This window comes from Catenulispora pinisilvae, assembly GCF_015356865.1.
GTDB classification, from domain to species: domain Bacteria; phylum Actinomycetota; class Actinomycetes; order Streptomycetales; family Catenulisporaceae; genus Catenulispora; species Catenulispora pinisilvae.
In genome coordinates this window covers 1-23,102 of record NZ_JAAFZA010000172.1, presented here as the reverse complement: position 1 = coordinate 23,102, position 23,102 = coordinate 1, and the positions used below count along the sequence as shown (strand labels likewise).

The following is a 23,102-nucleotide window of genomic DNA, read 5'->3' as shown; positions in this document are numbered from 1 at the left end:
TTCGTCCCCCGCTCCGGCCCGGCCCACAGCGTCGAGCCCAGTCCGCCCTCGCGGGCCAACGCTGCCACCGCTCCGTTGCGCGAGACGTCGGCCAGCAGCCGCACTGCCCGGTACAGGCTGGACTTGCCGCTGCCGTTGGCCCCGGTGACCACGGTCAGCGGCCCGATCGGCAGGCACAGGTCACGCAGGGAGCGGTAGTTCTCGACGGCGAGGGTGGTGATCACGCCTCCGACGATAGGCGCCGGCACTGACGCCCACACTACGACAGTCGGCCGCTCGCACTTCAACGATCGGCCGCTCGCACTTCAACGATCGGCCGCTCCCGCTTCGACGACGGGCCGCCCGCGCGTCAGCGCTTGATCGCCACGCCCCCGTACATCGCGATGTCCCGATCGCGGATCTGCGGGGCGTCGGCGTCCGGCCGCCAGTGGTGCACCAGCGTGACGCCCGGCTCAAGAAGCTCAAGCCCCTCGAAGAAAGCCTCGGTCTCGCTCTTGTTCCGCACCTGCAACGGGATCCCGCGCGCGTTGTACTCGCGGCTGACCCCGCCGACGCCGACCGGGTCGGTGTCGCCGGTGAACACCGTCAGGGCCAGGAAGCTGCCCGGGGCCAGCGCGTCCATGAAGCCGCGCACTATGCCCTGCGGGTCGTCGGCGTCCAGCACGAAGTGGACGATCGCGATCAGCGACAGCGCCACCGGCTGGGTGAAGTCGAGGACCTCGCGCAGCCGGGGGTTGTCGATGATGGACTTCGGGTCGCGGAAGTCGGCGTCGATGTAGCAGGTGGCGCCCTGCGCCGTGCTGGACATCAGGGCCCTGGCATGGGTCAGGACGATCGGGTCGTTGTCGACGTAGGCGACCCGCGCCTGCGCGGCGACGGCCTGCGCGATCTCGTGGACGTTGGGCGACTTGGGGATGCCGGTGCCGATGTCCAGGAACTGGCGGACGCCGTACTGCTCGGCGAGTTGGCGGACCATGCGCTCCATGAAGTCGCGGGTGGTGCGCATCGAGATCGGGAGCGCGGGCCAGGCCTGCACCGAGGCCTCGGCCGCGACGCGGTCGGCTTCGAAGTTCGTCTTGCCGCCGATGAGGTAGTCGTAGACGCGGGCCGCGTGCGGTACGTCCATCCGCAAGTCCACCGCCGGGTACTCGCCCCGTGCCGGCTGTGCGTCCCCGACCTCGTTCGCCATCGCTCGCCTCTCCTCACCGCCGCAGTGATCGCGGTCTAGGAGTCGCATGCTAACGGTCTTCCCGCGTGTATGCGTCAGCGCCCTTATGCCGGACGGCCACAAATGGTTCATCTCCGGGCCCTGTCTTCCTCCTGACATCACCGCTAGCCTCCACGGCGGATGAGCAATCCTCATCTCTGTCCGTCCCAGTCTCTCCGCAGTCTCTCCGCCCCCAGGAGGAACCCCCATGCCCAATGCCTGGCTCCGCCGGCTCACGTCCGGGGCCGCGACGCTCGGTGCCGCGGTCCTGGCGCTGGCCGCCACGGTCGCGCCGGCCGCCGCCGACGTGAACTCCGCCCCGCTGTCCCACACCAGCGTGGTCGGCCTGCACAACACCTACGACGACGGTGCCGAGTTCCCGCGGCTGGCCAACGCGCTGGACGCCGGCACCGGGATGATCGAGCTCGACACCTGGACCGACGTCTTCACCAACGAGTGGAAGGTCAGCCACTCCGACCCGACCGGCAACCAGAACAACTGCGTGGACGCCTCACAGGCCTCTGACATCTACACCGGCTCGGCGAACAAGGACCTCGGCTCCTGCCTGGACGACGTCAAGTACTGGCTGGCCTCGCACCCGACCTCCGGACCGCTCTACATCAAGCTCGAGATGAAGGTGGGCTTCGAGGCCGACCTGGGCATGGGCCCGGCGCAGCTGGACGCGCTGATCAACAGCCACCTCGGCAACCTGGTCTACCGCCCCGCCGACCTGCTGGGCGGCACCTACCCGACGCTGGACGCGGCGGCGAAGGCCGACGCCTGGCCGGCCCGCTCGGCACTGGCCGGGAAGGTCATCCTCTACGCCATTCCGGGCACCGTGGAGCTGGCCAACCCCTTCGACACCCTGCACACCGATGTCGAGTACGCCACATACCTGAAGAACCTGGCCGCGGCCGGCAACGTGGCGCAGGCCGCCGTCTTCCCGAGCGTCCTGGGCGCCCAGGCCGGCGACCCGCGCAGCCAGTACTCCGACACCTCGATCCGGCCCTGGTTCGTGGTCTTCGACGGTGACGCCAACACCTACGTCACCAGCGTCGACACCTCCTGGTACGACACCAACCACTACATCCTGATCATGACCGACGCGCAGAACGTCGCCCCGGCGCTCAGCGACACCGCTCCCAGCCAGGCCGACGCGCAGGCGCGGGTGGCGTTGCTGGCGAGCAAACACGCGAGCGTCGTGTCGACCGACTGGACGGGGCTGCCCGCGGTGCTGTCGGAAGTACTGCCGCGCGGCTGAACCGCCTGAAACCAGCTGAACCGCCTGAAAGCAGCTGCACCCACACTGCCCGGCTGGGCGGTGTGGGTGCGGTGCCCGCACCAGCCATCAACCGGTTCGAGCTCGCCGAGGGCGGGGCCCGATCAGACGGCCTCGACCTTGACGCCGCGCCAGAACGCCACGCGGTCGCGCACGTGCTCGGCCTCGGTCTTGGGCTCCGGGTAGTACCACGCGGCGTCCGAGTTGGCCTCGCCGCCGACGGTGACGGTGTAGTAGCTGGCCAGGCCCTTCCAGGGGCAGACCGTGTGGGTGTCGCTGGTGGAGAAGTACTCGCTGTTCAGCGACTCCGCCGGGAAGTAGTGGTTGCCCTCGACTACCACGGTGTCGTCGCTCTCGGCCAGGACCTGGCCATTCCATACGGCTCGCATCGCCATGAGTGTCCTCCATGTTCGCCCGCGCCTTGCCGCGCTCAAGTGATCAGCTCACTCAACCTAACCCGGCGAGGTCTTCGTTGCTTCCCGGACCTCTGCCGCGTCCAGAGCCCGATCCCCTATTGTGTGGCGGGCATCGCAGGGCAATGCTATTGCGGCGATGCCGTCCCCACCCGCGCCCCACGACCCGAGAAGGTGCCGATGCCCGCCGCCGCCATACCGACCACCACGATCGCACGCGCCGCGCAGCTGGTCGGATTCGCCGTCGTCGCCGGGGCCCTGGCCGTGGTCTCCTGGCGCGGCACCAGCCTGAACCTGCCGAACGTCGGGCAGTTCGCCGGCGTCATCGGCTCGGGCTTCCTGGGCGGCATCATCAATCCACTGATGAAGCGGCTGTCGGGACCGAGCAGCATCACCACCACGACGGCGGCGACAACGGCAACGGCGCAGACGACGCCGACCGCCGAGGCCTCGCAGGTGACACAGGTGACACAGACCGCCGAAACCGTGCAGAACAAGGCGGCCTCAGCCCTCGGGCAGAAGAGCGACGCGATGTGGGACATCGCCGTGGTGATCGGCGCCGCCGCGATCGTGGCGGCCGCCCTGGCGCTGGCGATCAACGGCCAGCAGCACGTGAACGCCGCCGCCGCCCTGACCGCGCTGGCGACGGCCTTCGGCGCGCTGTTCATCGACACCTCGAAGGTCACGCACAGTCTGGCGTCGGGCGCCGGGAGCTGAGCCAGCAGCTTCGGTTTCAGGGACGGATCGTGACGGCGAGATCGACGTAGGGCCCGCCGGGCGACTGTGTCGCCTCGGCTGTCACTTCGGCCAGGGCGACACTTCCATCGTCGGCCGCCATGCAGAACTCGTCGCCGGGGTGAACTGTCAGCTTCGAGACGGCGCCGGCTTGGAGCACGCTGGAGCAGTCGAACACGTCGAGAGTGTTGTCCTGCCCCAACGCGGCGAGGTTAGCCGGCCCGATCAGTGTGGATGTGCCGCTCAGGCTGAGGCCGAAGGCGGTGGTCGCGCTGGGCGGCGGGCCGGAAGTGACCTTTTCGCCGCCGGCGTCGACCCGCATGGCTCCCTGCCACACCGCTTCGCTGGTCGAGGGCGACGAGGGATTGCCGATGCTCGGGGTGGTGCTGGTGCCAGGCCCTGTGGCGCCGCCAGACCCCGCCCCCTCGTTCGGCCCGCTCTGGTGCCGCATCGTGACGACCACGACCCCCGCGAGCACGGCCGCCCCGGCCAGCACCGCAGACTGGTACCGCAAAAGCCATGGTCTGCGCACGCGCTGCGGTCGCGGCGGCGCCACATCGTGGGTCTGCGCCATCCGAGCGATCGCAACCCGCTTCTGCCTCGGCCGCGGCGGCTGCGGCAGCACGAAGAACGACGCCAGGTACCGCCGCCAGAACGGCTGCCCGCGCCAGTTCCGCTCCCTGGTCGCTCCCGCCCCGTAGCGCACGTCGGTGAGCGAGGACCAATAGCGGCGGCCGAACGACCCGCGCTCGCGGCTCACGCCTGCCCCTCCTGCGGCGCCGCGGCCGTTTCCGGTGGCGGGCCCGCCTGGAGCTCGAATGCCGAGTTGAGGCGTGCGGTCCCGAGCTGGCGGAGCACCGTGGGCGCGGAGCAGCCGACGACTATGGCCGCGTAGGCGCCGGTCACCTGCGAGTGGAACAGCAGCCCCGCCACCGCGCCGAGGAGGACCCGGGTCAGGCCGGCCACCACGTCGGACACGGGGTCGATGTAGGCCGTCAGCTTGGGACCGGGGCCGGCCGGTTGCGACTGGTTCTGCGTCCGCGCCTGGTGGCGGGCCGCGTTCCAGGCCAGGACCCGGTCGGAGCTCACCACCACCTCGACGACCGCTCCGCCGATCGCCCCGTAGCCCATGGCCAGCAGCCACTCCACCCGCCGCTCCCCCCAATGCCCGACGGCTGCGCGCCGTCTTCGTCGGGCATCAGGATGTCAGACCTCTGTGGTGGTCAGGAAGTCCGGCCTCTGAGATCCGCGGGCGGCGCATCGACTGCTGACACCGTGATCGCGTTGAGCGCGGCCATCGTCGCGGCGCCCAGGCGCACGTCGCCGGCGGCGATGTTCTCGGCCAGGTGCGCGGGATCGGCGGTGCCGGCGATCAACAGCGTGTGCTGGTAATGCGCCAGGTGCCAGGCCAGGCCGATCTGGACCGGGGTGACGCCCAGGTCGGCGGCCGCGGTGCGGACCTCCGGCTGGTCGGCGACCTTGGGCCAGCGCGGGAACGCCGAGCCGAGCGGGCAGAACGGCACCCAGGCGATGTCGTGCTCGCGGCACACGGCCAGGACCGGGTCGCTGGTGCGCTCGACCGGGCTGTGGAAGTTCTGGACGCAGGCGATGCCCGCGGGCAGGGACTGCCGGAGCTGGTCGGCGCTGACGTTGCTCAGGCCGATGCCGTCGATCTTGCCCTCGTCGCGCAGGGCCAGGAGTTCGGCCAGCTGGCTGTCCAGATCCACGCGCTGCTCGCCCTCGGCGACGATCCCGGGCGGGGCGTCGACGCGGCGGACGTTGACCACGGCCAGCCGCTCGGCACCCAGCCGCGCCAGGTTCGCCTCGACGGCGGCCCGCAGCTGCTCGGGCCGCTGCGCGGGGTCCAGCCCGCCCTCGGCGTTCCGCTCGGCGCCGACCTTGGTGGCCAGCACCAGATCAGCAGAGTACGGATACAGCGCGGCCCGGATCAGATCGTTGGCGTTGGCGGCATCGGTTCCGTAGAACTCGGCGGTGTCGAAGTGGTTGATCCCGCTGTCCACGGCGGTGCGCAGGATCGCCACGGCCGCCTCCGGGGTGACTTCGGGGCGTCCCGGCCGATGCTCGGTCAGCTGCATCACGCCGAAGCCGATGCGGGCGACCCGGTAGCCGGCCAGGGTGCCGACGCCGCCGGGCGTGCCGGTCTTGGTCACGTCATTGCTGCTCATGTCTGGATCCCGCCTGTGAGGTGGCGCCTTTGAGATAGCGCCGGTGAGGTGGCGCCTAGGAGATTGCGCCTGGGAGATGGCATAGTGGAAGGGAAACCGGAGGACCCTCCGGTAATCTCCACGATAGCAGAAACGGAGGAGCCTCCGCTTTATGGCCCGACCAGCCCACCCCGCAGCCCCGGGGCGCGTGGACGCACAGCGCAACCGCCAGCGCCTCATCGAGGTCGCCCACCAGGCCTTCACCACCGGCGACGGCAAAGTCTCGCTGGAAGCGGTGGCCAAGCAGGCCGGCGTCGGCATCGGCACCCTCTACCGGCACTTCCCGACCCGCGAAGCCCTGGTCGAGGCCGTCTATCTCGCCGAGCGCGGGCGGCTGTGCGACGCCGCCGCCGAGCTGCTCGCCGAGCAGCCGCCGGAGCGTGCGCTACGCACCTGGATGGGCCGCTTCGCCGACTACATCGCCACCAAGCAGGAGATGGCCAACTCCCTGCGCGTGCTGATCGCCGACGGCACCGTCACCAAATCGCAGGCCCGCGAGCAACTGTCCGACGCGGTGCGCGCCATCCTCGACGCCGGCGCCGCCGCCGGGACGATCCGTGCCGAGGCGCGGGCTGAGGACGTGGTCGTGGCGCTGGTCGGTGTCGTCTCCGTCTGCACCCTGCCCGAGCAGCGCGATCAGGTCGAGCGGCTGTTCGACCTGCTGATGGCCGGACTGCTGGCGCACTAGACGACTGATTCCAAGGGGTGGCCGGGCGAAACGGCACGCAGCCTCTGGCTGCCAAGGGCACAGTAGCGGCGCCTGACCGCCCCGGCCGACCACCCACAGCCAAACCAGGCTGAGGGCGGCCGTCCGGGTCGCGCAATGTTTCGCTGCCGCGGCCAGGAGGGCCTTGTCCTAAGCCGTTTCGCGAGTTCGCTTGTCAGGTCCGGTCCTGCTACCGACCACCCCTTGGAATCAATCGTCTAGCGGCGCGACCAGCTCAGCGCCGGGTCACGGCAGCTCAGCCACCGCCTCGGCCTCGGCCGCCTCGTCTTCCTTGGCCTCGGCCGCGGACCGCTCGGCCACCACCCGCGCGCGTCGGCGCAGCACCACCGAGGCGGCCAGCGCGCTGCCCGCGAAGGCCCCGGCGAGCACCGCCGGCGTGTTCAGCCGATTGCCGGTGGCGTGGTCGACCGAGAACCGCCCCGGCCCGGCCAGGCCCAAACCGGCCGCGGCGAGCCCGAGGAAGGCCGGGTATTCGTAGCCGCCGGAGCTGTTGAAGAACCCGGCGGGGCGGTGAACCTCCACCGCCGCGGACATCGCCCCGACCGCCGCGGCACCGGCCGCCGGGGTCGCCGCGCCGAGGGCCAGCAGCAGACCGCCGCCGGCCTCGCCGAGCCCGGCGGCGACCGCGTTCGGCAATCCGGGGCGGAAGCCCATCTTGTCCATTCCGCCCGCCGCGGCCGTCAGGCCCCGGCCGCCGAACCAGCCGAACAGCTTCTGCGTGCCGTGGGCGATCAGGACGCCGCCGGTGCCCACGCGCAACGCCAGCAGGCCCAGGTCAGTACGTACTCGGCCAGGCATCGGGGCTCCTTCCAACGGCCGATCGTGTCCTTCCACTATCAGCGCGGCCGCGGCACGGCGCCGCCCGGGACCGGCCAGTCGGTTATTGTCGTCGACATCGGAGAGCTCGGAGAGCATCGGGAGGCAGACGGGGTGAGCGACGAGGAATACCGCGTCGACGACCTCGCGCGCCTGTCCGGGATGACGGTCCGCAACATCCGCGAACACCAGTCCCGCGGTCTGCTGCCGGCCCCGACCGTCCGCGGCCGGGTGGGCTTCTACGGCCCCGAACACCTGGCCCGGCTGGAGCAGATCAAGCGCTTACAGGCCGAGGGCTTCACGCTGGAGTCGATCCGGCGCATGCTCGGCGGCGGTGCCGAGTTCGCGTCCTTCGCCGCCGCGGTGCACCAGGCGTTCGACGACGGCGACAAGCGCGTGGTGCGGCTGGACGACATCCACACCCTGTTCCCCGGCCTGGACCAGGACGCCGACGGCGCCGAGGGCACCGCGCTGCTGGACTCGGCGGTCGAGCTCGGCCTGCTGCGCCCCCTGGGCAACGGCCGCTACGAGGAACGCTCCCCGCAGCTGACGCGGATCGGCGCCGAGCTGATGGCGCTGGGCATCCCGCCGGCGAGCGCGCTGAGGGCGGCGGCCGAGGCCCGGACGCATGTGCGGGCCGTGGCGAAGAGCTTCGTGCAGCTGTATGTGGAGCAGATCTGGGCCCCGTTCGAGGCCGCCGGCTACCCCGCCGATCAGTGGCCGGACATCCTCAGCGGGCTGGACCGGCTGCGGCCGCTGGCCCTGGACTCGATGTCGGCGCTGCTGCGGATGGCGCTGGACGAGGCTGCGACGCAGCTGATCGAAGAGCGGGCCGGGCTGCGGTAGCCGTCTGCGTCACGACGAGGTCAGCCGGGTGGCTGCGCGGCGGAAGGCTGTGCAGCGGAAGGGCGCCCGGCAGCAGGCTCCGTGGCGAACGGTCCCCCGATGAACGGCACCGACGGCGCCTGCTGGACGCGGGCCGCGGCCGCGGCGATCCGTTCAGGCGGTTCGATCATCAGCTCCAGCCCGTGCCGCCGCAGCTCGATCCCGACCGCCCGCAGCAGCTCGGCCGCCACCGCGCGCACGGTCGTCACGTGCGTGATGTCGACGTCGATCCGCTTGATCCCCCGGGTGAGGACCTGCTCAAGCAGATGGTTGGACACCTGTTCGGCGGTGATGAAGTCCAGCTCGCCGCGCAGCCGCACGGTGAGCGTGTCGTCGACGACCTCGGAGGCGGCGATCGGCGACCGGCTGCCGGCCGGCGGGGCGAAGACGTGCAGCCCGAGCCGGCTGGACATCTCCTGGAGCACCGCCATCGCGCGCACGCTGTTGCCCTGCGCGTCCAGCGGCGGGCTGTAGACGCCGAGGCCGAACTCCCCCGGCAGCACCGCCGCGATGCCGCCGCCGACCCCGCTCTTGGCCGGCAGCCCGACCCGGACCATCCACTCACCGCTGCGGTCGTACATGCCGCAGGTCGCCATCACCGACAGCGCGATCTTGGCGACTTCGGGGTCGACGACGGCCGTCATCGTCAGCGGGTTGACGCCGCCGCGGGCCAGCGTGCCGGCCATGACCGCGAGGTCGGCGACGGTCACCAGCAACGAGCACTGCCGGAAGTAGATGTCGCAGGCCTCTTCGGCCGGGCGGGCCAGCACCCCCTGGGACAGCGTGAGGAACCCCAGCGCCCGGTTCCGGTCGCCGGTGGCCGCCTCGGAGCGGTACACGGCCTCGTCCAGCTCCAGCTCACGCCCGGCGAACGCGGACAGCCCGGCCCGGATCCGCTCGAAGCTCTGCTCCGCGTCGCCCGGGATCAGGCTGGTGGTGACGATCGCCCCGGCGTTGATCAGCGGGTTGGCCGGGCGCCCGGTGCCCGGCTCCAGGCTGATCGCGTTGAACGGCTCGCCGCTGGGCTCGAACCCGACGTGCTTGGCCACCTCGTCCAGGCCGAGGTCGGCCAGGGCCAGGGCGTAGACGAAGGGCTTGGACACGGACTGGATCGTGAATTCGCGCTCGTGGTCGCCGGCCCGGTACACCGAGCCGTGCACGCTGGCCATGGCGACGGCGAAGTCGTCCGGGTCCGCGCAGGCCAGCTCGGGGATGTAGTCCGCGACGACGCCCTGCGGCGGGACCGCGGCGTGCCGCTGCAACACCGCTTCCAGGGAGGCGGTCACCGGGTCCACGCGGCACCCCCGGCGGCCTTGGCGACTTCGGTGACTTCAGTGACCGCAGGAACCTCGGCGGCCAAGGCGACCTCGACGGCCCCGGCGACCTCGATGGCCTCGATGGCCCGGGCGACCTCGACCGGGCAACGGGCCGATGCCCGGTTTGTCGCGATATCAGCGTCCACCCGCCGAGTCTAGATCAGAGCGCTGGCAGCTGCCCGGGGAACATCAGCGCGAGCTGGCGCGGGTAGCCGGCGATGAGCCGCAGCTCGTCGTCGGTCAGCGGCCGGCCGGTCTGGGCGTTGCAGAGCTGGACCAGCTGGAACACCAGCTCCTCCTCGTCCGGCCGCACCTCGATCCCGAGCCCGTCCATCACGTGCCGGAAACCGGCCTTGCCGCCGTACTCACCGGTCAGCACCACGCGGCCGGTGCGCGCGTGCCAGTCCTCGGGGAACGGGCCGAGCGCGGCCTCGTCGTAGAGCTCGTAGTTGCCGTGGTCCTTCAGGGCGCCGTCGGCGTGGATGCCGGATTCGTGGGCGAAAGCGTTGCGGCCCACGCCGACCTGGTTGTTCGGCAGCGGCTGGCCGAGCGCGTAGGCGGCCCACAGGCCGAAGCGGCGGGCCCAGGACAGGTCCAGCGGATCGCCGATCTCGGTCCGGCCGGCCAGACCGAAGCCGTGCTGGAAGGCCAGGATCACGGACAGCAGGTCGGCGTTGCCGGACCGCTCGCCGACACCGTTGACGCAGGTGTTGATCCACGCGTCCTGACCGGCGTCCAGGTCGCCGAGCGCCCCGGCCACCGAGTTCGCCACGGCCAGGCCGAGGTCGTTGTGGCAGTGCGTCTCGACCGGCGCGCCGAGGACCGAGGCCAGCTCGGCGAAGCGGTCGCGGATCCGGTCCGGGGTGTCGCCGCCGATGGTGTCGCAGTACCGGACCCGGTCGGCCCCGGCTTCGCGCGCGGCGGCGGCGAACTCGGCGAGGAAGACGTCGTCCGTACGCGAACCGTCTTCGGCATTGACTCCGATCGTCTCGGCCCCGGCGGCCTTCGCGGCCCGGACCGCCCCGGTCATCTCCCTGATGATCGCCGCCCGGTCCAGTCGGCCCCGGAACTTGTTCTGGATCATGTAGTCGGAGGTCGAGATCGACAGGTTGTAGTGCGCCAGCCCGAGCGGCGCGGATTTCTCCACGTCCTCTGCGACGCCCCGGCACCAGCCGGACAGGCGCAGGTCGCCGAACGCGCCGGCGTCCCCGAGGGCCTTCTGCGCGCGCACGTAGGGGACCTCGTGGAACAGGAACGGGAAGCCGATCTCGGACTGCGCGACGCCCATCCGCGCCAGGTAGAAGTTCACCATCGTCTTGCCGAACTTGGACAGCCCGGTCCGGGCGGTCTGGACGCCGTCACGGTTGGTGACGTCGAGGAAGTGGATACGGGGCACGGGTCGCTCCCTGGGTCGGTCGGTGGGTCGGTGGGTGGCTCGGTCGGTGGTGGCCGTGCGGTCAGCTTGACACCGATGATCCATGTGGATCAATATTGACGAAAATCAATGTGCAGGACAGCGTCGGGAGCGAAGCCTCAGATGGAAGCTGGCCAGACCGGGTGGATCGACGCCGCGGCCGCCGCCGAACGGCTGGGTGTGAAAACCGCCACACTGTATGCCTACGTGAGCCGAGGGGTCCTGACCCGGCGGCACGCACCGGACGGCAACCGGAGCTTGTTCAACGCGGCGGAGGTCGAGGCGCTGGCCCGGCGTGGGCGGCCACGGCATCGGCCCGGGCCGTCCGATCTGGCGATCGAGTCGGCGGTCACGCGGATCGGGGCGGACCGGCCCTATTACCGGGGGCACGACGCGATCGAGCTGGCGACCTCCGAGCGCTTCGAGGACGTCGCCGAGCTGCTGTGGACCGGCGCGCTGCCGGATCAGGGCTCGGCGAGCGTGCCCTGGCAGCCCAGCGCCGAAGCCGTGCGCACCGCGATCGCGGCCCAGTCCGGACTCCGGCCGGATGCGCTGCCGATCGACCGGCTCGCGCTGATCGTCGCGGCGCACGGCGTGTCGGACCCGATGCGCTTCCAGCTGGATCCCGAAGCAGTCACCGCCACCGGCCGCATGCTCATCGCCGGGATGGTTGCGGCCCTGCCGAACGCCGACGGCTCGGCGCACAGTGAGGCGCCTAACCATTCGGCGCACAGTGAGGCGCCTGACCATTCGGCGCGCGATGCGGCGCTTGGTCAATCGGCGCCCGGCCACATCGCCGCCGCACTCTGGCCCAAACTGTCCGCCACCGCGCCGACCCCCACCCAAGCCGCCACCCTCGAAGCCGCGCTCATCCTCCTGGCCGACCACGAACTGGCCGCCTCGACCCTCGCGGCACGCGTCGCGGCCTCCGTCGAAGCCGACCCCTACGCCGTCGTGATGGCCGGCCTGGGCGTCCTCACCGGCCCGAAGCACGGCGGCGCCGCACTCGCCGCCGAACGCATGCTCGCCGCCACCGCCGACCCCGCCGACGCCGCACGCGTCATCGCCGAGCGGCTACGCAGCGGCGAGCGCATCCCGGGCCTGGGCCACATGGTGTACAAGACCGGCGACGCGCGTGGCATAACCCTGATGAATCTGGTCCGCACCGCGTGGCCGGACAGCGCGCGCCTAGCCGTCGCCGAGGCGCTGGTGAGCGAACGCTCCGTACGCCGTCTCCCAACGCTGAACATCGACTTCGCCCTGGCCGCGTTCGGCGCCACGGCCGGCCTGGTCCCGGGAGCCGGACAGGCCATCTTCGCGATCGCGCGAACGGCCGGGTGGCTGGCCCACGCGCTTGAGGAGTACCAGCGCCAGAGCCCGCTACGACCGCGAGCCGTGTATGTAGGTCCGGACAGCGACTGAAAGCCAGGCGCGCTCAGGCAATCACCGGTCAGGCGCATGAACCCGTCGTGGTCGAAGTCCGCGGTGGCGGTAGCCGGCAGGAGGCGGTAGGGCGTGTCACGTTCGTCGGCCGGCGATTCCTTCGAGGTGGTCATTTCGATGGAGCGGCGGCGAAGCACAGCAGGGTATTGGTCCTCGCTTCCGAACCCGGATTGGCCCTGTCGGCCCCGCTCGCCGGTCCGGTAGAGCTGTGCCCATGTACTTCCAGCACGCCGCGGCCATCCGCTCCGAACACCCCGACCTGGTCGCCGCCACGATCACCGTCACCGGCATCACTCCCACGGCCGACGTCGAGGAGCAGGTAGCGCGCTTCACGGCGATCGCGAGCGGCCGGCTCGCCGACGGCACGGAGTCCGACCTGCCCGAGATCAAGGCCTGGCGCCAGGCGTTCTCGAAGATGGGGCTCCGGCCCACGCAGTACCGCTGCGCCTCCGAGGCCCTGCTGCGGCGGCTGCGCAAAGAAGGCGGGCTCCCCCGCATCCACCCCCTGATCGACCTGTGCAACGCGGTCTCCGTCGCCTTCGCGATCCCGGTCGCGGCCCTGGACCTCGACCACATCCACGGCGACCTCGAGGTCCGGCACGCCACCGGCGAGGAGGAGTACGTGACCTTCTCCGACACGATCGAGCACCCGGAGCCCGGCGAGGTGATCTTCACGGACGCCGCCGGCGCCGCCCACGCCCGCCGCTGGACGAACCGCCAGAGCGGCAGCTCGGCCGTGCGCCCGGCCACCTCCCGGGTCCTGATCGTCGCCGAAGCGCTGCACCCCTCGGCCGCCGAAGACGTCACCGCCCTGATGAAGTCGCTCGTCACCGAGCTCTCGGCGGTGTGGCAGGCGACCCCCACATCGGCGGTGCTGACCGCGGCGGCGCCACGGTTCGCGGCCTGAGCGGATGGTCCTGGCTCCCGCGCAGCTACCGTTTACCGCATGACCCGCAAGGATGAGACGACGGCACCCGCTGCGACGGCACCCGCCGCGACGCCGCCCACGCCCGGCACTCCCACCGCGATGCTGAGCGACCTGTTGTGGGAGGTCTCGGCCCACGTCGAGCTCCTGGGCGAATCCGCCCTCGCCGATCTGCCGATCACCACGGCTTCCAGCGGGATGCTGATGACCGTCCACGCCGAACCCGGGATCACCGTCGCGGACATCACCCGCCGCATGCCCAAGTCCCAGCAGGCCGTCAGCCAGATCGTCACCCGCCTGGAGAAGCTGGGCCTGATCGAGCGCCGCGTGCGGCAAGGGCGCGGAGTCGCGCTCCACCTGACCGCCGAGGGCCGGAAGATGGCCGAAGCCGCCTTCACCCGGGAGCGCGCGACCGATGAGCAGCTGGTCGCGATCCTCGGCCGGGAGCGCCATGACGCGCTGCGCCAGGTGCTGGTGGAGAGCCGGGCGCTGCTGCTGCAAGGGAAGCGGTAGTGCGCAAGGGGGCTGAGGGCTCATTCGTCTACCGTCCGTCCTGGACGGGGTTCCGTCTGATCAAGCGGCGGCATTCGTGCGGCGGCACTACGACGCCCACGCTGTCGAGACGCCCTGGCAACGGCGCTATGTCAGACGCTTCACCCCTTAGCACAATATCTTGTTCTAACAAGATGTTGTGCTAACTTGGCTACATGGTCCACGCCTCACTCATAGCAGCGTTCAACCTCAGCGGTCGTCGTGCCGTGGTGACCGGGGCCGGGTCCGGCATCGGACGCGCGGCGGCGATCATCCTGGGCCGGGCCGGCGCTTCGGTGCTGGCTCTCGACATCGATGCCGCGGGCCTGGCCGAGACGAAGGCGCTCGCTTCCCGGACGTCGGACATCGCGTCAGACACCGCGTCGGACACCGCACTCGAAACCACGTCCGGAGCTACGTCCGGAACCGCGTTCGACGTCGCCGTCGTCGACGTCTCGGACTTCGCCGCGGTCGAGGCCGCCCTGGGCACCGGCCACTTCGACGTGGTGGTCAACGCCGCGGGCATCATGGCCCCCGACTCGCTCGCCGCGACCGGCGGCGCGCAGTGGGACCGCGTGCTGGCGGTGAACCTGACAGGGTGCTTCAACGTGCTGAAGTGCGCCGTGCCGCACATGAGCGGCCCGGCCAGCGTCATCCAGATCTCCTCGATGATGGGGCACCGCGGTCTCGCGTTCCCCGCCTACACCGCGACCAAGGGGGCGGTCCTCGCCCTCACCCGGCAGCTCGCCGGCGAGCTCGGGCCGCGGGGTATCCGGGTCAACTCAGTGAGCCCCGGCATGATCCTGACCGGGATGACGCGGGACCATCTCGCCCAGGCGGAGCACCGCGACCAGATCACCGAGCGCACCCCGCTGCGCAAGGTGGGCGCGGCCGAAGACATCGGCTACGCGGTGCTCTATCTCGCCAGCGACCTGTCCGCGTTCGTCACCGGCACGGACATCCTGGTCGACGGCGGGCTGACCTCCGTGATCAACCTCTGAGGGGCACCGGAAGGCGCGGTCGATACCCGGCCGCCGTGCGACCACCACCATCAGCCGTCCGCTCCTGCCGGGGTCTGAAGTGCGGCGATCGCAGCCTCGACAAGGGTTTTCGCCACACCGTCGGTGAGCGTGCCGGTCAGCAACCAGTGGTAGACAGGCGGGCCGAAGACCAGATCCCGGATCGTGCCGACGTCGAGGTTCTTGTTCAGCCGGCCGTCGGCCAGTGCCCGTTCGATCAGGTCCGTGATCACGGTGTCGCGGGGCCTGAGGTAGTGCAGGCGCAACATCTCCGCCAAGTCGGGGCGGCGGCCCGCCTCGACGAGCACAGCGATCGCGACCGGCCCGACGGGAGAGCCGGCCAATCGTAGTGCGAACTCGACAGCGAACTCCCCGAGGTCGCGCAACACCTCGCCGGTATCCGGTACCCGCAGCGGCGGGACCGTTTCTATCAGGGCACTCACCACCAGATGGTCCTTAGTGGGCCAGCGCCGGTAGAGCGCGGGCCGGCCCACTCCGGCGCGACCGGCGACCGCCTCGATGGTCAGTGCCGCGTATCCCTGCTCGATCAGCACCTCGACGGCGGCCGCGATGACGGCGCGGTCGAGATCGGCGCTGCGGGGGCGGCCGCGGCGTGGCACGGCTGCGTCTGCGTCTTGATTGGTCACGTGGAAAACATTACAGTACGACTCGTAATCAAATTACTGTGCTGCTCGTTGTGGAACTGGGCTGCCGGTTGCCGGATCGAGCCGTCGCGATAGTTGGAGGACCCCGTGCCATTCGCCCGCCTGACCGTGGCTGACCCCGACTTGTCCATCCAGACCCAGCAGAGCCTGGTGGAAGGCATCACCAAGCTGCTTGCCACCACACTGCTCAAGTCGCCGCAGGTCACCGTCGTCAACACCGTCCTGGCCCCCCGCGATCAGTGGTTCGTCGCGGCCACGCCGCAGACCCACGCAACCGGGGCCCACCTGGAAGTCAGCATCACCGCCGGCACCAACACCACCGATGAGAAGGCAGCCTTCCTGCGCGAGGCTCATCGCCTGCTGGCCGACACTCTCCACACGCTCTCACCCGCCGTCTACGTCGCCCTCCATGAGCTGGACGCCGGCTCCTGGGGCTACAACGGCATCAGCCAGCTGGCTCGCCGCGAACAGGACCCCTCCGAAACAGACTGAGCCCGAGTCCATCCGGCGATGAGGCCCTCGTAGGTCGGGTTCGTGTTGAGCAGGGTGTCTAGGGGCGCGGCTCCGAATCACTTCGCCGCGCGGGCCACCGCTTCGAGACGGTCGCGATAGTCGGACCACCACTGCTCGTCGTGGTCCGGCAGGTTCGAGTTGCGGGTGTTGAGCCCGGCCGAGCCGTCGATCAGCTCGCGCACGATGTCGGCGTGGCCGGCGTGCCGGTTCGTCTCGGCGATCATGTGCACCATGATCGTGTGCAGTGTCACGGCGCCGCGCTCGCCCCACCAGGGCACCCGGCCCGGTGCCTCGAGGTCCAGGGCGTCGATGGTGGCGTCGGCGTGCGCCCAGGCTCGGTGGTAGAGGCCGACCATGTCCTCGCGCGACTGCTCGGGTGTCGCCCAGAAGTCGGCGTTCTCCTCGGCGTCGTCCTCGACCCACGGCATCGGCTCGGGGAACGGCCGGTCGAAGATCTCGCCGAAGTAGCCCGCGGCGGTGCCCCCGACGTGCTTGATCAGACCGAGCAGATTGGTCCCGGTCGGGGTGAGCGGCCGGCGGATGTCGTATTCGGACAGTCCGTCGAGCTTCCACAGCAGCGCCTCGCGGGAGGTGCGCAGGTAGCGGTGCAGGACGGCCTTGGGATCGAGGGCTTCGGCATCTGGCATGCCCGAAGTTTGCCATGCCGCCCCGCACTCTTCCTCGAGATCCTCGCCGCGCTGGCCCGCGATCTTGAGAACCGGGCCACTGTTGTGCAATTTGCACGCGACGCGGGCCCGCACGACGGCGCCGACGAACCGGCCCGGCGCGACCTCCTGCTTGGCGCCTCCGCGGCATCGTTGCAGCTAGGGCCGGCCGCCGACAGCTCGGATGGTGCCTATGCGGTCGCGGTCGGGGAGGCGTTGTGGCGCTCGGTGCGCGGCCATCGGGCTGTCGAGGTCGAACGACTGCTCGCGAGGGTGTGATAGTTCTGCCATGCGATTTCGGGTGACGGTGGGGGTCCTGGCCGGCTTGCTACTCGCAGCCGGCTGCTCGTCGGGCGGCACCATACAAAGCGATGCAGGGAACTCGGCCACGGGAGGCTCGGGCACGGGTGGCTCGGCCACAGGTGGTTCAGGCACGGGAGGCCTCGGCAACATCGGCGCGCTCGGTGGCTCGAAGAGCAGCCCCCTGGCCGGCCACTACTACTGGGGCACCGCGGACGGCAAGAACTTCCTCGGCGTCTACTTCGCCGACGGCAGCCGCGCCTACACCGGCCTGCCGCACCAAGGCCTGCCCAGCTGCACCGACGGGGACACCGGCTCCGGCACGCCGCAGGGCATCGACGCGCAGGGCTGCACCACCTACAGCTACGACGCTTCCAGCGGCGCGGTCGCCGTCGGTTCCATGCAGGGCACCTACTCCAGCAGCGCCTTCACGCTGGACGGTCTGCATCTGGCGCAGCTGATGGTCCCGAGCGCGGGCAGCACGCTGTCGGTATCGCTGATCAGCGTCTACGCCTCCGGCGCGGGCAGCGACTTCTCGGGCGGGTTCAGCACCCTGACACTCGGCCCGGACGGGCAGTTCGCCACCGCCAGCGGGGCCAGCGTCGGCACCCTGGACGGCGACGTCGCGGCGCTCCCGGCCGACCAGCACGGGACGTACCGGATCGCGGCCGGCGGCAAGCTGGAGCTCGACTTCGCCGCCGGTACCAACGTGGTGCGCACCATCGGCATCGACCAGGAAGATACCCGGCAGCCGGCGCTGCGCGGCGCGATGCTCGACTCCACGTACTTCGAGAATCAGGCCACGATGAACAACTGAGTCTGGCGGCGCCGCTCGGCGATGCTCGGCCCTGGTCAGCGCCGGTCGGCGATGGTCGGCGTCGGTCCGCGCCGGCTGCCGTTCAGAGCCCGCGCAAGTGATCGTGCAGGGCGCGCGCGACTCGGCCGATCACCGCGTCCACCGCGGGCTGCGCGTCCGCGGGCACCGCCGACTCGGTCAGGGCCACCACCGCGTAGGTCTCGCCGTCTTCGTGTTCGACGACGCCGGCGTCGTGGCGCAGGTTGAGCAGGGTTCCGGACTTGGAGGCCCAGCCGGTCGCGTCGGAGATGAAGTCGGGGCCGAGGCGGCGTTGCAGGACGCCGTCCCGCATCAGGGCCCTGACCCGGGCGGCGACCCGCGGGTGCAGTGCGGACGGCGTCCACAGTGCTTGGAGCAGGTCGGCGAGTGCCCGCGCGGTCCCGGTGTTGGCGCGGGAGACGTCGAGCGAGGCGACGGGATGGCCGCCGCCGGGGGTGCGGGCACCGATGGCGAGGGCGTGGGCGAGGTGCAGGCCTTCCGGGCCGGGTTCGGTGCCGAAGACGTTGAGGAGGTCACGCATCTGATGGCGCACCGCGATGCCTTTGATTCCGGCGTCGGTGAGGACGCGGTCGACCTCGGTCGGCGGCACGAGGGCGAACAGCGCGTCGGCGGCGGCGCTGTCGCTGATGGAGACCGCGAGGTAGACCAGGTCGTCGATCGCGATGCGGGCCGGGTGGGTGAAGCGGCCGATGCCGACCGGCGGCGCGGCGCTGCCGGGATCGGGGTCGGGGGTGATGGCGAGCTGGCGCGCGCCGTCGAGCCGGCCGAGGCGGATCTGGTCGAGGACGGCGATCGCCAGCGGGACCTTGACCAGCGAGGCGATGGGATAGACGACGTCCGGGTCGAGGGCGATCTCTTGGCCGGTGTCGAGGTTGCGGACGAGGAAGGATCCTGACAGACCGGCTTCGGTGAGACGGCCGCGGAGGTCTGCGATCAGTTCTCTGTCACGCATCGGGCGCTCCTGTCTCACCGGTCTCGGTTGCTCCCAGCGCGCGGGCGAGTTCGGCGCCCACAAGCGAGCGTAAGAGCGCCGCGTCCTCACCTATGTGTGCGGCGACGGCGTAACCCCGGGCGAGGGGTGCTCCGGCGATCGGTCGCCAAACCAGGCCCAGTTCCCTCGCCTGGCTCGCTGAGGCCAGAACGAAGTCGCCGGTGCGAAACGCGGCACCGATCGCCGTGACCAGCGATGCCGCGACCGAGATCTGGGCCGGCAGCAGCGCGGCGCGGTGTCCTGCGCGTTGGAGGACGTCGCGTAGGTGCGGGACGTCGTCCTCGGGCTGGATCCATACGCGGCGCAGCGCCGTCGGTTCCGTCCGCGAGGGCCGCAGCGATTCGAGTCTCATCGCGCGGGGTTTCGCTTCGTTCCTTCCGGCGGTCGGCGCCGAAGCGAGCCCGAGTGGGACGACCCAGACCGCCTCGTCCGGGGGCACCGCCTGCACCGCCGCGCGTACTGTCTTGTCGCGCATCCATGCCGCTCGCTGCTCCGGACCCGCGCCGCGCAGGTCCAGCGCCACGTCCGCCGCGCGCGCCGCGGCGTCGAGCAGCGCCAGGTGCCGGACGTCGCAGATCTCCGGCACGGCCAGCGTCAACGGCCGCAGCTTGGCCTCCGCGGCGTGCTGGTCGAGCGCGTCGGCGTATTGCACCAGGCGCCTGGCCGGGCCGAGCATGTCCTGGCCGAAGACGGTCAGGACGGCGCGGCGTGCCGTCCGGTCGAACAGCGGCTGCCGGAAGTGCTTCTCCAGCGCGGCCACGCGGCGGCTGGCCACCGACTGCGGTATGCCCTCGGCGGCCGCGCCGAGGGTGAAGCTGCCGCGTTCGGCCACGCTGGCGAAGATGCGGCAGGCGCTGACGAGGTCCACGGGATCAGATCGTATGCCGAAAGCGCATGGAACATGGCGCGGGGGTCTTTGACCGCATGGATCATCGCGGACAGGCTGGCCGCTATGAGGAGATTCACGGTCGCGGTCGCGGCCTGGCTCGGGTTGGCGGCCACGACACTCGCCGGATGCTCGTCGGCCTCGCACGCGCCCAGCGCCGGTGCGGCCGCCACATCGTCATCGACGTCCGGGGCGACAAACACGCCCTCCGGCTCCCCCACCACGACGACAACCGACACGGCAGCCTTCACCGCACTCCAGTCCCGCTACCACGCGCAGCTCGGCCTCTACGCGCTCGACACCGGCTCCGGCCGCACGGTCGCCTTCCAAGCCGACCAGCGCTTCGCGTCCTGCTCGACCATCAAGGCCCTGGCGGCGGCCGAGTTGCTGCACCGCGAGACCGACGCCCAGCTCAACCAGACCATCACCTACTCCGCCGCAGACCTCGTCGATTACTCCCCCGTCACCTCGCAGCACGTGGCCGGCGGCATGAGCCTCACGGCCGTGATGACCGCCGCGGTCGAGGTCAGCGACAACGCGGCCCTGAATCTGATGCTCAACCAACTCGGCGGCCCGCCCGCGTTGCAGAGCGCCCTGCGCGGCCTGAACGACCCGACCACCAACGCCGACCGTACCGAGCCGACGGTCAACTCCGCCGTCCCCGGCGACGTCCGCGACACCAGCACGCCCCGGGCACTGGCCGAGGACCTGCGCGCCTACGCACTCGGCGACGTGCTCACCCCGCAACGCCGCGCGATGCTGACCGGCTGGCTCACCGCCAACACCACCGGCGGCCCCTACATCCGCGCCGCGGTCCCGCCCGGCTGGACGGTCGGCGACAAGACCGGCAACGGCGACTACGGCACCCGCAACGACATCGCCGTGCTCTGGCCGCCGCACCGCGCGCCGATCGTGATCGCAGTGCTCTCCAACCGCGGCGCCAAGGACGCGAGTTCCGGCGACGCCTTGATCGCGGACGCGACGAGGGTCGCGCTTCAGGGGCTCGGCACCTAGGGTGGTTTTCGTCACGCGGATTCCGCATGACCGCCGACGCCATGCACGACGAGGAGTGGACCCAGCGCCTCGCCGCCGGCCGCGCCAATGAGATGGACAACCTGGGGAACGTAGTAGGACGGGACGCGTGACATCAACACACACTGACCTACTCGAACTCTCAGACTACGCATGGCAGCGCTTGGCACATCGAATGACCGGCCTGAGCGATGAAGAGTACTTCTGGGAGCCGGTCGCCGACTGCCTGACCGTACGCCGCACCGCTGACGGCTCCTATCGTTCCGACGGTCCGCAGGGCCCGAATGAGTCGTTCCGGTTCACCACGCTGGCCTGGCGCCTGGCCCACATCGCCGGTTTCCTGCGTGAGGAGCGCAACGGGCCTTGGCTGGGGCAGCCGGTGCCGGAGTCGGCGGCGGCGCACGCGGGTGATCCGGGGTCGGCGGCGGAGGCGTTGGCCGCGTTGGAGACCTCTTACGGTGTCTGGCGCACGGTGTTCGCGGGCACCACGGATGATTCGCTGGCCGCGCCGATCGGCAAGCACGCCGGGCCGTACGGCGCCGCGTCGCGCCGGTCCTTCGCGCTGCACGTGCTCGACGAGCTCATTCATCACGGTGCCGAGGCCGCGCTGCTGCGCGATCTCTACCGCGCTCGCTGAGCTGCGGCCCGAGGTGCTGCGGGCCGCCGAGCGAGGCCATGCGGCAAACCTCCACGCAAGCTCAACAAGCGCAACAAGCGCTTGTGCTGCGACAGCCGCAATCACGAGCATTGAGACAGCCCCTTCCAACGGATAAGGCCGCACCACCCGATCCCGCATGCACAAGGAGCTTGTCTTGAAGTTCATAGCCGAGTCGCACAACACCGGGGACATCACCCCCTACCTGGAGGCCGAAGGCGTACGCATCGGTGAGCTGATCCAGGCCGGGCTCCTGGAGAGCATCTTCCTGAAGGCCGACCAGTCCGGCGCTTTCCTCGTGCTCAACACCGACGACGCAGCAGCCGCCCGCGCCGCCCTCGACAGCCTGCCGCTGGCCCAGAACGGGGTGACCAAGGTCGAGCTGACCGAGGTCATCGTGCCATGATCCGCTGAAGGCAGGACCAAAACGCGGCGCCCGGCCACGAGGCCGGGCGCCGCATTTGCCGACCACGCCGGCGTCCCGGTCGCCCCCGGCCTGAAAGTTTCGCAAAGCGCCATTAATATGGCCCGGCAGGCACGGAAGGTCACCACGGAAGGCACCACCGATGGGCGAGGAGCACGGCGCCGCGCAGCCGGCACGGCGCGGCGGGCGGCCGCCGCTGACCGAGTCGCGCAAGGACGAGATCCGGCTGGAGATCGCGATCGCCGCGGTGCGCCTGTTCACCGAGCAGGGCCTGGACGGCACGTCGGTGGCGCAGATCGCGGACGCCGCCGGGATCGCCACGCGCACGCTGTGGCGCTATTTCCCCAGCAAGGAGGCCTGCGCCGGTCCGCTGCTGTCGTTCGGCCTGGACCGGTTCACCTCCTACGTCCGCGACTGGCCGACCGACCGGCCGCTGGCCGGGGCGGCCGATGACACCCAGTGGTTCAGTGACGCCTCGCCGACCCGGCTGCTGCTGGTCATCGACCTGTTCCGGCTGACGCAGGCCGAGCCCACGCTCGATCAGGTGTGGATCCGCTGCTACTCGGACGCCGTGGCGCCGCTCTCGGTGGTGCTCGGCGAGCGGCTGGGACTGCCGGCCGACGACCTGCGGATCAAGGTCAAGGCCTCGATGCTGCTGGCCTCGATGCACCAGGGCCTGCGGCACTACGTCTGTCGCGCGCCGGGCGAGCACGGCCTGTCGCTGGAGGACACCATCCGCGCGGCGGCCCGGATCGGGCTGGCGGCCGCTGAAGCCCCGGACGTCTGAGCCGCCGACCCGTGCCGACACCTCACGCACTTCGCGCATCTCCCACGCCTAGTGCGGTGGCCGTATTGGTTCGCCGGGTTGGTGGTGTGGTCGCCGGCTGGGGTTGCGTTGAGTATGGAGGTTGCGGTGTGCGGGGTGGTTGAAGAGCGTTGTGAAGAAATCGGCGGTTCCGGCCAACTGTTGGGCTGATCCGGTGCGGCCGGGTGGGATGGGGCCGGAACCGCCGGTTTCTTCACAACATGTGTGCTCACCTTCCGCAAAACGGCCGACCCGAGCACACACCCTGTCCCACCGCCGGCCGCCGGATATCCCTGAAACCGTTCTCAAGCCGTGCCTGGAGCCCCGAGGGCGGCTGGGCGGGGACCAGGTCAGGCGAGTCCGGTCCGACCGCGG

The 23,102-nt window shown here is 70.8% G+C and carries 29 protein-coding genes and 1 pseudogene; 16 read left to right on the top strand and 14 right to left on the bottom strand.

Annotated elements, in window-relative coordinates; all coding sequences use genetic code 11:
- Positions 1-224, bottom strand: a 224-nt coding sequence (locus tag IZR01_RS34600; protein ID WP_194926300.1) for an AAA family ATPase, incomplete at its 3' end; no start/stop codon positions are given.
- A 125-nt stretch (positions 225-349) separates the two neighbouring features.
- The gene (locus IZR01_RS34595) at positions 350-1,189 is read right to left on the bottom strand and encodes an SAM-dependent methyltransferase (RefSeq protein WP_194895843.1); all 840 of its coding nucleotides are present in this window, start codon (positions 1,187-1,189) and stop codon (positions 350-352) included.
- Positions 1,190-1,415: 226 nt separating this feature from the next.
- Between IZR01_RS34595 and IZR01_RS34590 the strand changes: the two genes are divergently transcribed.
- Positions 1,416-2,468 carry a phosphatidylinositol-specific phospholipase C domain-containing protein gene (locus IZR01_RS34590; protein WP_194895842.1) on the top strand — a complete coding sequence of 351 codons (1,053 nt, stop codon included), beginning with the start codon at positions 1,416-1,418 and terminating at the stop codon, positions 2,466-2,468.
- Positions 2,469-2,590: 122 nt separating this feature from the next.
- Here the strand turns inward: IZR01_RS34590 and IZR01_RS34585 are convergent, their stop codons facing one another.
- Entirely contained in the window at positions 2,591-2,875 is a 285-nt protein-coding gene (locus tag IZR01_RS34585) for a DUF427 domain-containing protein (RefSeq protein ID WP_194895862.1), read from the bottom strand.
- Positions 2,876-3,079: 204 nt separating this feature from the next.
- Here IZR01_RS34585 and IZR01_RS34580 point away from each other — a divergent pair, with 204 nt between their 5' ends.
- Positions 3,080-3,616 carry a hypothetical protein gene (locus IZR01_RS34580; protein ID WP_194895841.1) on the top strand — a complete coding sequence of 179 codons (537 nt, stop codon included), beginning with the start codon at positions 3,080-3,082 and terminating at the stop codon, positions 3,614-3,616.
- Positions 3,617-3,632: 16 nt separating this feature from the next.
- On the opposite strand, the gene IZR01_RS34575 is transcribed toward IZR01_RS34580, so the two are convergent.
- From IZR01_RS34575 to IZR01_RS34565, 3 genes are all read right to left on the bottom strand, one after another.
- Complete coding sequence (locus IZR01_RS34575) at positions 3,633-4,394, bottom strand: hypothetical protein (protein ID WP_194926299.1); 762 nt, start codon at positions 4,392-4,394, stop codon at positions 3,633-3,635.
- Positions 4,391-4,783, bottom strand: coding sequence for a hypothetical protein (locus IZR01_RS34570; protein WP_194899156.1), 393 nt, complete (start codon positions 4,781-4,783; stop codon positions 4,391-4,393). Before IZR01_RS34570 ends, IZR01_RS34575 begins: the two co-directional genes overlap by 4 nt.
- Before the next feature lie 74 nt (positions 4,784-4,857).
- Entirely contained in the window at positions 4,858-5,820 is a 963-nt protein-coding gene (locus tag IZR01_RS34565; RefSeq protein ID WP_194899157.1) for an aldo/keto reductase, read from the bottom strand.
- A 151-nt stretch (positions 5,821-5,971) separates the two neighbouring features.
- Between IZR01_RS34565 and IZR01_RS34560 the strand changes: the two genes are divergently transcribed.
- Positions 5,972-6,547, top strand: a complete 576-nt coding sequence (locus IZR01_RS34560; RefSeq protein WP_194899158.1) for a TetR/AcrR family transcriptional regulator — start codon at positions 5,972-5,974, stop codon at positions 6,545-6,547.
- A gap of 264 nt (positions 6,548-6,811) precedes the next feature.
- Here IZR01_RS34560 and IZR01_RS34555 read toward each other — a convergent pair whose 3' ends face one another.
- Positions 6,812-7,384, bottom strand: coding sequence for a DoxX family membrane protein (locus IZR01_RS34555; RefSeq protein ID WP_194926298.1), 573 nt, complete (start codon positions 7,382-7,384; stop codon positions 6,812-6,814).
- Positions 7,385-7,516: 132 nt separating this feature from the next.
- Between IZR01_RS34555 and IZR01_RS34550 the strand changes: the two genes are divergently transcribed.
- A complete protein-coding gene (locus IZR01_RS34550; RefSeq protein ID WP_194899160.1) occupies positions 7,517-8,248 on the top strand; it encodes a MerR family transcriptional regulator in 732 nt (243 codons plus the stop codon).
- Positions 8,249-8,268: 20 nt separating this feature from the next.
- On the opposite strand, the gene glsA is transcribed toward IZR01_RS34550, so the two are convergent.
- The 3 genes from glsA to IZR01_RS34535 are packed head-to-tail and all read right to left on the bottom strand — an operon-like array spanning position 8,269 to position 10,999.
- Positions 8,269-9,582, bottom strand: coding sequence for a glutaminase A (gene glsA, locus IZR01_RS34545; RefSeq protein WP_194926297.1), 1,314 nt, complete (start codon positions 9,580-9,582; stop codon positions 8,269-8,271).
- Positions 9,570-9,749, bottom strand: a complete 180-nt coding sequence (locus IZR01_RS34540; protein WP_194926296.1) for a hypothetical protein — start codon at positions 9,747-9,749, stop codon at positions 9,570-9,572. The genes glsA and IZR01_RS34540 overlap by 13 nt, the downstream gene beginning before the upstream one ends.
- A gap of 14 nt (positions 9,750-9,763) precedes the next feature.
- Positions 9,764-10,999: a LeuA family protein gene (locus IZR01_RS34535; protein WP_194926295.1), complete on the bottom strand. Its 1,236-nt coding sequence runs from the start codon at positions 10,997-10,999 to the stop codon at positions 9,764-9,766.
- Positions 11,000-11,140: 141 nt separating this feature from the next.
- On the opposite strand from IZR01_RS34535, the gene IZR01_RS34530 reads away from it, so the two are divergent.
- The 5 genes and pseudogenes from IZR01_RS34530 to IZR01_RS34515 all read left to right on the top strand — a co-directional run bounded on the left by IZR01_RS34530 (position 11,141) and on the right by IZR01_RS34515 (position 14,917).
- On the top strand, positions 11,141-12,439 hold the full coding sequence (locus IZR01_RS34530) for a citrate/2-methylcitrate synthase (RefSeq protein WP_194926294.1): 1,299 nt from the start codon (positions 11,141-11,143) through the stop codon (positions 12,437-12,439).
- A gap of 235 nt (positions 12,440-12,674) precedes the next feature.
- Positions 12,675-13,367, top strand: coding sequence for a B3/B4 domain-containing protein (locus IZR01_RS34525; protein WP_194926293.1), 693 nt, complete (start codon positions 12,675-12,677; stop codon positions 13,365-13,367).
- Between the two features lie 39 nt (positions 13,368-13,406).
- Positions 13,407-13,898: a MarR family winged helix-turn-helix transcriptional regulator gene (locus IZR01_RS34520; RefSeq protein WP_194898504.1), complete on the top strand. Its 492-nt coding sequence runs from the start codon at positions 13,407-13,409 to the stop codon at positions 13,896-13,898.
- A 34-nt stretch (positions 13,899-13,932) separates the two neighbouring features.
- Positions 13,933-14,049, top strand: a pseudogene (locus IZR01_RS54820) (protein-tyrosine phosphatase family protein); the annotation flags it as partial.
- Between the two features lie 43 nt (positions 14,050-14,092).
- Positions 14,093-14,917: an SDR family NAD(P)-dependent oxidoreductase gene (locus tag IZR01_RS34515; RefSeq protein ID WP_194926292.1), complete on the top strand. Its 825-nt coding sequence runs from the start codon at positions 14,093-14,095 to the stop codon at positions 14,915-14,917.
- Positions 14,918-14,967: 50 nt separating this feature from the next.
- Here IZR01_RS34515 and IZR01_RS53670 read toward each other — a convergent pair whose 3' ends face one another.
- Entirely contained in the window at positions 14,968-15,582 is a 615-nt protein-coding gene (locus IZR01_RS53670) for a TetR/AcrR family transcriptional regulator (RefSeq protein WP_194926291.1), read from the bottom strand.
- Positions 15,583-15,687: 105 nt separating this feature from the next.
- On the opposite strand from IZR01_RS53670, the gene IZR01_RS34505 reads away from it, so the two are divergent.
- Positions 15,688-16,092, top strand: a complete 405-nt coding sequence (locus IZR01_RS34505) for a tautomerase family protein (RefSeq protein WP_194926290.1) — start codon at positions 15,688-15,690, stop codon at positions 16,090-16,092.
- 77 nt (positions 16,093-16,169) lie between these two features.
- On the opposite strand, the gene IZR01_RS34500 is transcribed toward IZR01_RS34505, so the two are convergent.
- Positions 16,170-16,760 carry a DinB family protein gene (locus IZR01_RS34500; protein WP_194926289.1) on the bottom strand — a complete coding sequence of 197 codons (591 nt, stop codon included), beginning with the start codon at positions 16,758-16,760 and terminating at the stop codon, positions 16,170-16,172.
- Here IZR01_RS34500 and IZR01_RS34495 point away from each other — a divergent pair.
- Together IZR01_RS34495 and IZR01_RS34490 are read left to right on the top strand one after the other, a co-directional pair.
- Complete coding sequence (locus IZR01_RS34495) at positions 16,719-17,057, top strand: hypothetical protein (protein ID WP_194898499.1); 339 nt, start codon at positions 16,719-16,721, stop codon at positions 17,055-17,057. The genes IZR01_RS34500 and IZR01_RS34495 overlap by 42 nt on opposite strands.
- 10 nt (positions 17,058-17,067) lie before the next feature.
- Positions 17,068-17,895 carry a hypothetical protein gene (locus IZR01_RS34490; RefSeq protein WP_194926288.1) on the top strand — a complete coding sequence of 276 codons (828 nt, stop codon included), beginning with the start codon at positions 17,068-17,070 and terminating at the stop codon, positions 17,893-17,895.
- Positions 17,896-17,977: 82 nt separating this feature from the next.
- Here IZR01_RS34490 and IZR01_RS34485 read toward each other — a convergent pair whose 3' ends face one another.
- Both IZR01_RS34485 and IZR01_RS34480 read right to left on the bottom strand, forming a co-directional pair.
- The gene (locus tag IZR01_RS34485) at positions 17,978-18,886 is read right to left on the bottom strand and encodes a serine hydrolase (protein WP_194926287.1); all 909 of its coding nucleotides are present in this window, start codon (positions 18,884-18,886) and stop codon (positions 17,978-17,980) included.
- A complete protein-coding gene (locus IZR01_RS34480) occupies positions 18,879-19,793 on the bottom strand; it encodes a LysR family transcriptional regulator (protein ID WP_194926286.1) in 915 nt (304 codons plus the stop codon). Before IZR01_RS34480 ends, IZR01_RS34485 begins: the two co-directional genes overlap by 8 nt.
- An 84-nt stretch (positions 19,794-19,877) precedes the next feature.
- Here IZR01_RS34480 and bla point away from each other — a divergent pair, with 84 nt between their 5' ends.
- From bla to IZR01_RS34460, 4 genes are all read left to right on the top strand, one after another.
- Positions 19,878-20,825, top strand: coding sequence for a class A beta-lactamase (bla, locus tag IZR01_RS34475; RefSeq protein ID WP_194926285.1), 948 nt, complete (start codon positions 19,878-19,880; stop codon positions 20,823-20,825).
- Positions 20,826-20,952: 127 nt separating this feature from the next.
- On the top strand, positions 20,953-21,480 hold the full coding sequence (locus IZR01_RS34470; RefSeq protein ID WP_323747177.1) for a DinB family protein: 528 nt from the start codon (positions 20,953-20,955) through the stop codon (positions 21,478-21,480).
- A 175-nt stretch (positions 21,481-21,655) separates the two neighbouring features.
- Positions 21,656-21,904: a hypothetical protein gene (locus IZR01_RS34465; RefSeq protein ID WP_194898493.1), complete on the top strand. Its 249-nt coding sequence runs from the start codon at positions 21,656-21,658 to the stop codon at positions 21,902-21,904.
- A 160-nt stretch (positions 21,905-22,064) separates the two neighbouring features.
- Positions 22,065-22,709 (top strand): TetR/AcrR family transcriptional regulator, encoded by a 645-nt coding sequence (locus tag IZR01_RS34460; RefSeq protein ID WP_194898492.1) that lies wholly within the window; start codon positions 22,065-22,067, stop codon positions 22,707-22,709.
- The last annotated feature ends 393 nt before the right edge of the window (positions 22,710-23,102 follow it).

Coding starts and splice junctions, on each gene's coding strand:
- IZR01_RS34490 (WP_194926288.1), top strand. CDS start 17,068: ATGCGATTTCGGGTGACGGTGGGGGTCCTGGCCGGCTTGCTACTCGCA.
- IZR01_RS34590 (WP_194895842.1), top strand. CDS start 1,416: ATGCCCAATGCCTGGCTCCGCCGGCTCACGTCCGGGGCCGCGACGCTC.
- IZR01_RS34460 (WP_194898492.1), top strand. CDS start 22,065: ATGGGCGAGGAGCACGGCGCCGCGCAGCCGGCACGGCGCGGCGGGCGG.
- IZR01_RS34520 (WP_194898504.1), top strand. CDS start 13,407: ATGACCCGCAAGGATGAGACGACGGCACCCGCTGCGACGGCACCCGCC.
- IZR01_RS34515 (WP_194926292.1), top strand. CDS start 14,093: ATGGTCCACGCCTCACTCATAGCAGCGTTCAACCTCAGCGGTCGTCGT.
- IZR01_RS34580 (WP_194895841.1), top strand. CDS start 3,080: ATGCCCGCCGCCGCCATACCGACCACCACGATCGCACGCGCCGCGCAG.
- IZR01_RS34530 (WP_194926294.1), top strand. CDS start 11,141: ATGGAAGCTGGCCAGACCGGGTGGATCGACGCCGCGGCCGCCGCCGAA.
- IZR01_RS34500 (WP_194926289.1), bottom strand. CDS start 16,760: ATGCCAGATGCCGAAGCCCTCGATCCCAAGGCCGTCCTGCACCGCTAC.
- IZR01_RS34560 (WP_194899158.1), top strand. CDS start 5,972: ATGGCCCGACCAGCCCACCCCGCAGCCCCGGGGCGCGTGGACGCACAG.
- IZR01_RS34585 (WP_194895862.1), bottom strand. CDS start 2,875: ATGCGAGCCGTATGGAATGGCCAGGTCCTGGCCGAGAGCGACGACACC.
- IZR01_RS34555 (WP_194926298.1), bottom strand. CDS start 7,384: ATGCCTGGCCGAGTACGTACTGACCTGGGCCTGCTGGCGTTGCGCGTG.
- IZR01_RS34485 (WP_194926287.1), bottom strand. CDS start 18,886: ATGCGTGACAGAGAACTGATCGCAGACCTCCGCGGCCGTCTCACCGAA.
- bla (WP_194926285.1), top strand. CDS start 19,878: ATGAGGAGATTCACGGTCGCGGTCGCGGCCTGGCTCGGGTTGGCGGCC.
- IZR01_RS34595 (WP_194895843.1), bottom strand. CDS start 1,189: ATGGCGAACGAGGTCGGGGACGCACAGCCGGCACGGGGCGAGTACCCG.
- IZR01_RS34525 (WP_194926293.1), top strand. CDS start 12,675: ATGTACTTCCAGCACGCCGCGGCCATCCGCTCCGAACACCCCGACCTG.
- IZR01_RS34565 (WP_194899157.1), bottom strand. CDS start 5,820: ATGAGCAGCAATGACGTGACCAAGACCGGCACGCCCGGCGGCGTCGGC.